4 protein-coding genes are annotated in these 4060 nt (G+C 48.2%); all 4 read left to right on the top strand.

Features of this window, described 5'->3' with window-relative positions; genetic code table 11:
* Positions 1-214: 214 nt before the first annotated feature.
* The 4 genes from Q0Y54_RS11995 to Q0Y54_RS12010 all read left to right on the top strand — a co-directional run bounded on the left by Q0Y54_RS11995 (position 215) and on the right by Q0Y54_RS12010 (position 3648).
* The gene (locus Q0Y54_RS11995; RefSeq protein ID WP_297968332.1) at positions 215-1336 is read left to right on the top strand and encodes an alpha/beta hydrolase; all 1122 of its coding nucleotides are present in this window, start codon (positions 215-217) and stop codon (positions 1334-1336) included.
* Positions 1337-1434: 98 nt separating this feature from the next.
* A complete protein-coding gene (locus tag Q0Y54_RS12000; RefSeq protein ID WP_297968334.1) occupies positions 1435-2055 on the top strand; it encodes a flavodoxin in 621 nt (206 codons plus the stop codon).
* Between the two features lie 2 nt (positions 2056-2057).
* A complete protein-coding gene (locus Q0Y54_RS12005; protein ID WP_297968337.1) occupies positions 2058-2738 on the top strand; it encodes a hypothetical protein in 681 nt (226 codons plus the stop codon).
* A 112-nt stretch (positions 2739-2850) separates the two neighbouring features.
* Entirely contained in the window at positions 2851-3648 is a 798-nt protein-coding gene (locus Q0Y54_RS12010; RefSeq protein WP_366072764.1) for a carboxymuconolactone decarboxylase family protein, read from the top strand.
* The last annotated feature ends 412 nt before the right edge of the window (positions 3649-4060 follow it).

The following is a 4060-nucleotide window of genomic DNA, read 5'->3' on the forward strand; positions in this document are numbered from 1 at the left end:
CTGCTTTGATACGTCCGCACTGGGAGATATGCTCGCCAGCTGTTGTAGTTTGTTTCCCCCCACCTAAAGAGGTGGGGGACATCTTAAAGCTCGTTATATGCATTACTAAAAAGCATAGAAATGTATTTGCTATAAGTATTTGTATTCAATTATTCTCTTTGCTATACTTGAACCATCGAAGGGAATAGCAGTGATTGAGCAAGGAGGACAATACATGAAAAAAGCTTTTAGACAGCTTATGGCAGCTATGCTGTGTGCAGGCGTAATGACTGTAGGAATAAATACTGAGGCGGCAGTGCAGGAGGGAAGTATTATGCATAGTGCTGAAAAGCAAGCAGATCGCATTATAAAGACAGAAAAGCTTAATCTTACCAATGAATGGGACAAGGTTTTTGCCAAAAGTGATGCGGTAAACCATAAAAAGGTAACCTTTGTAAATCGATATGGCATTACCTTGGCCGCTGATATGTATATTCCCAAGGACGCAACGGGAAAGATGGCGGCCCTGGCGGTAAGCGGACCCTTTGGTGCAGTAAAGGAGCAGTCCTCTGGCCTTTATGCCCAGGAAATGGCAAAACGGGGTTATTTGACCATTGCCTTTGATCCATCCTTTACCGGGGAAAGCAGTGGCACCCCACGGTATGTGGCGTCCCCGGATATTAATACCGAGGATTTCTCGGCGGCAGTGGATTTCCTTGCCACCCAGGATAATGTGGACCCGGACCGTATTGGTATAATTGGCATTTGCGGCTGGGGCGGTATGGCCATCAACGCTGCCTCCATGGATACCCGGATTAAGGCAACAGTGGCTTCTACCATGTATGATATGACCAGAGTCAGTGCCAATGGCTATTTTGACTATGAAAAGGATGCAGATACCCTGGCCAAGGAGCGCTATGCCAATCGTCAGGCTTTGAATAATCAGCGCACCGAGGATTACCGAAACGGTTATTATAAAAATGCCGGTGGTGTTCCCGATGTATTGCCGGAGGATGCACCCTGGTTTGTGAAGGATTATTTCACCTATTACAAGACCAAGCGGGGCTATCATCCGCGGTCCCTGAACTCCAATGGAGGCTGGAATATGACCTCCGGGCTTTCACTTATGACCATGCCGATTTTACAGTACAGCGATGAAATTCAGAGCGCAGTAATGGTTCTCCACGGTGAAAAGGCCCACTCCCGTTATTTCGGTGAGGATGCCTTCAAGAGGCTGAAGGGGGACAACAAGGAGCTGGTCATTGTTCCGGGAGCATCCCATATTGATTTGTACGATAATATGGACAAAATTCCATTTGATAAAATTGAAGCCTTCTTCAAGAAGAATATGAAATAACAGAATAACTGCCAAGCCGGGACTTCGGGAGAAGCTCCGGCCTTTGGTGCCGTGGATGGGGAATAGTGTTATGACGTGTTACGGAAAGGATGAAGAAAATGAAAAAGATGTTATTGCTTTGTGTTAGTCTGCTTGTGGTTCTGGGAATAATGGGCTGCGGGGCGGATAAGGGAAAAGCTGAGGAAAAACCGGCTGGCACCCCCCAGGCAACCAATAGCGCACCGGCACCGGCCGCCAAGAGTAAAATTTTAGTGGCGTATTTTTCTGCTACCAATAATACCAAGCAGTTGGCGGAAACCACAGCCAAGGCCCTGGGGGCTGATTTGTATGAAATCCGTCCGGCCAAGCCATATACCAGGGAGGATTTAAACTATAATGACGAGACTACCCGGGCCACCGTGGAGCAAAAGGACGATAAGGCTCGCCCTGAGCTGGCTGACCATAATGGGCCCATCGCCGAGCACGACACGATTATTTTAGTTCACCCTATTTGGTGGGGACAGGAACCGCGTATCATGGATACCTTTGTGGAAAGCTATGATTTTACGGGGAAGAATATGACCAACATTTGTACCTCCGGCGGCAGTGACATCGGCACAAGCGGTGATTATCTGCAAAAATTAACCAAGGGTAAGGCCAATTGGAAGCCGGGAAAGCTGTTTAGCAAAGACGCCAGTGAAGCAGAAATAAAGAATTGGTTTAAGGCACTTGGATTTTAAAAATGAAGGGACAAAAGGCATCAAAACAGATGGCCGTGACCATAATGCTGCCTATCATGCTTATATTGGTCATGTGCTTTCATCATATCCCCAAATTATTCCATGAGATAATTGGCGTGGCATGGCTGTTGTTGATGGTCCTGCACCTGTATCAGCATCGTCAATGGTTTACCGGGCTGGGTCGAGGCAAGTGGCCTATTGGACGGCTGATAAATACCGCGGTGAATATCCTGCTTTTGGTCCTTGCATTGGTGGTAATCGGGGCGGGAGCCGGAATATCCAATTATCTGTTCCGGGATATTATGCCCATGGATATACAGCGCAGTATTGCCATTCATCAGCTTCATGTATCTTGGGGCTACGGTCTGATAATTTTATGCGGTATTCATTGGGGACTGCATTGGAAGGGCTGGCTGGGACAGTGGAAGAAGGGGCTGGGCCTGAATAATTCGGTGAAGTCTCCTTCCCTGGTTAAGTATTGTGTGGTGGCAATGATTATTCTGGGGGGAATTTACAGCTCCATAATAAATCAGGTAGGTGACCGGCTGCTGATGAAGCATATTTTTGCCACGGCGGCCACCTCCTTGCCGGGAGGGGCCTATGCCATATTGCTGGCCTGCCTGTTGGGACTGTATGTGCTGGTTGGTGTGTTGATTGGGAAAGTCCTTGGGAACAGGGGATAGTTTTTCGTAAGAAATGGAGTCTGAATGTATGAAAATTAAAAAGAAAATTGCGGCAGGGTTGGCGGCAGTAATGCTTGTGTCAACTAATATATTAGGTGTGGAGGCAGCAGAAATGGCAGATAATAATCGTAAGGCAGTAAAGGTGGTTCAGACCGCGGGGCGGCAGCAGCTGGGGGAATTTGCCCCGGATTTTGCCCGCTACAATGATGATATTCTCTTTGGCGAGGTGTGGTCAAAAAATGATGTGCTGTCCCTCCATGACCGCAGTATTGTAACGGTTTCGGCCCTGGTGGCCAGTGGTATAACGGACAGCTCCTTAAAATACCACTTGCAGTCCGCCAAAAACAACGGGGTCACCAAGGAGGAAATGGCGGAGATTATTACCCAGCTGGGCTTCTATGGCGGCTGGCCAAAGGCTTGGGCGGCATTTAATCTGGCCAAGGAGGTATATAACGACGCTCCGGCAGCAGCTGAGCATACCTCCGGCAATGAAAGTCTGGAAACCATTATGGCCACCAGTTTGTTCCCGGTAGGGGGCAAAAATGTGAATTATGCCCAGTATTTTGACGGTACCAGCTACTTAAATATGGTGTCCACGGATCAGGTGGTTATCGGCAATGTTACCTTTGAGCCGGGCTGCCGCAATCATTGGCACATCCATCATGCCGACAAGGGCGGCGGACAGATGCTGCTCGTTACGGCTGGCCGGGGCTATTATCAGGAGTGGGGCAAACCGGCCCAGGAACTTCACCCGGGGGATGTGGTGCATATTCCGGCCAATGTTAAGCATTGGCATGGTGCTGCCCCAAATTCAGCCTTCCAGCATCTGGCCATTGAGGTATCCGGGGAAAATACCTCCAATGAGTGGTGTGAGGCTGTAGATGCAGCGGAATATGCCAAGCTGAAGTAAATATATTGATTGCCGGATAAGTCATTAGAGATAACATATTTGGCACCATTTTTATGAGGAGACTGTAGAACGGTCTCCTTTTTTGTTGCTTACAATCTGGCTGAAATGATGGCACGTTCTTCGGGCGTAATACTATTGTTGGCTATATCGTTTTCGATAGCCTGTCGTAAAAGGCTTTTTTGGTATGTCATGCGTGAATGCTCCTTTGATTATCTAATTGGCTCATACCATGAATCGGGAAAATTTTCAGCAAATATATGCGCCCTAATGATGATGAGGTATGCAAGATGGCAAGAATTTGGATATTGCTTTGCCACCTTGCCATCATCCTTTTAGCCGATGAGGCGGTCAAATTCCGTAAGCAGGCCGTCCAGACTGGTTGCGATGTTCAGCCCCATGGGGGAGTGGCTGG

Origin of the sequence: uncultured Anaerovibrio sp., assembly GCF_947302755.1 — a bacterium.
GTDB lineage: Bacteria > Bacillota > Negativicutes > Selenomonadales > Selenomonadaceae > Anaerovibrio.

Bases quoted from the DNA above. Each gene is read 5' to 3' on its own strand.
- Q0Y54_RS11995 (WP_297968332.1), top strand. From the start codon at position 215: ATGAAAAAAGCTTTTAGACAGCTTATGGCAGCTATGCTGTGTGCAGGC.
- Q0Y54_RS12000 (WP_297968334.1), top strand. From the start codon at position 1,435: ATGAAAAAGATGTTATTGCTTTGTGTTAGTCTGCTTGTGGTTCTGGGA.
- Q0Y54_RS12005 (WP_297968337.1), top strand. From the start codon at position 2,058: ATGAAGGGACAAAAGGCATCAAAACAGATGGCCGTGACCATAATGCTG.
- Q0Y54_RS12010 (WP_366072764.1), top strand. From the start codon at position 2,851: ATGGCAGATAATAATCGTAAGGCAGTAAAGGTGGTTCAGACCGCGGGG.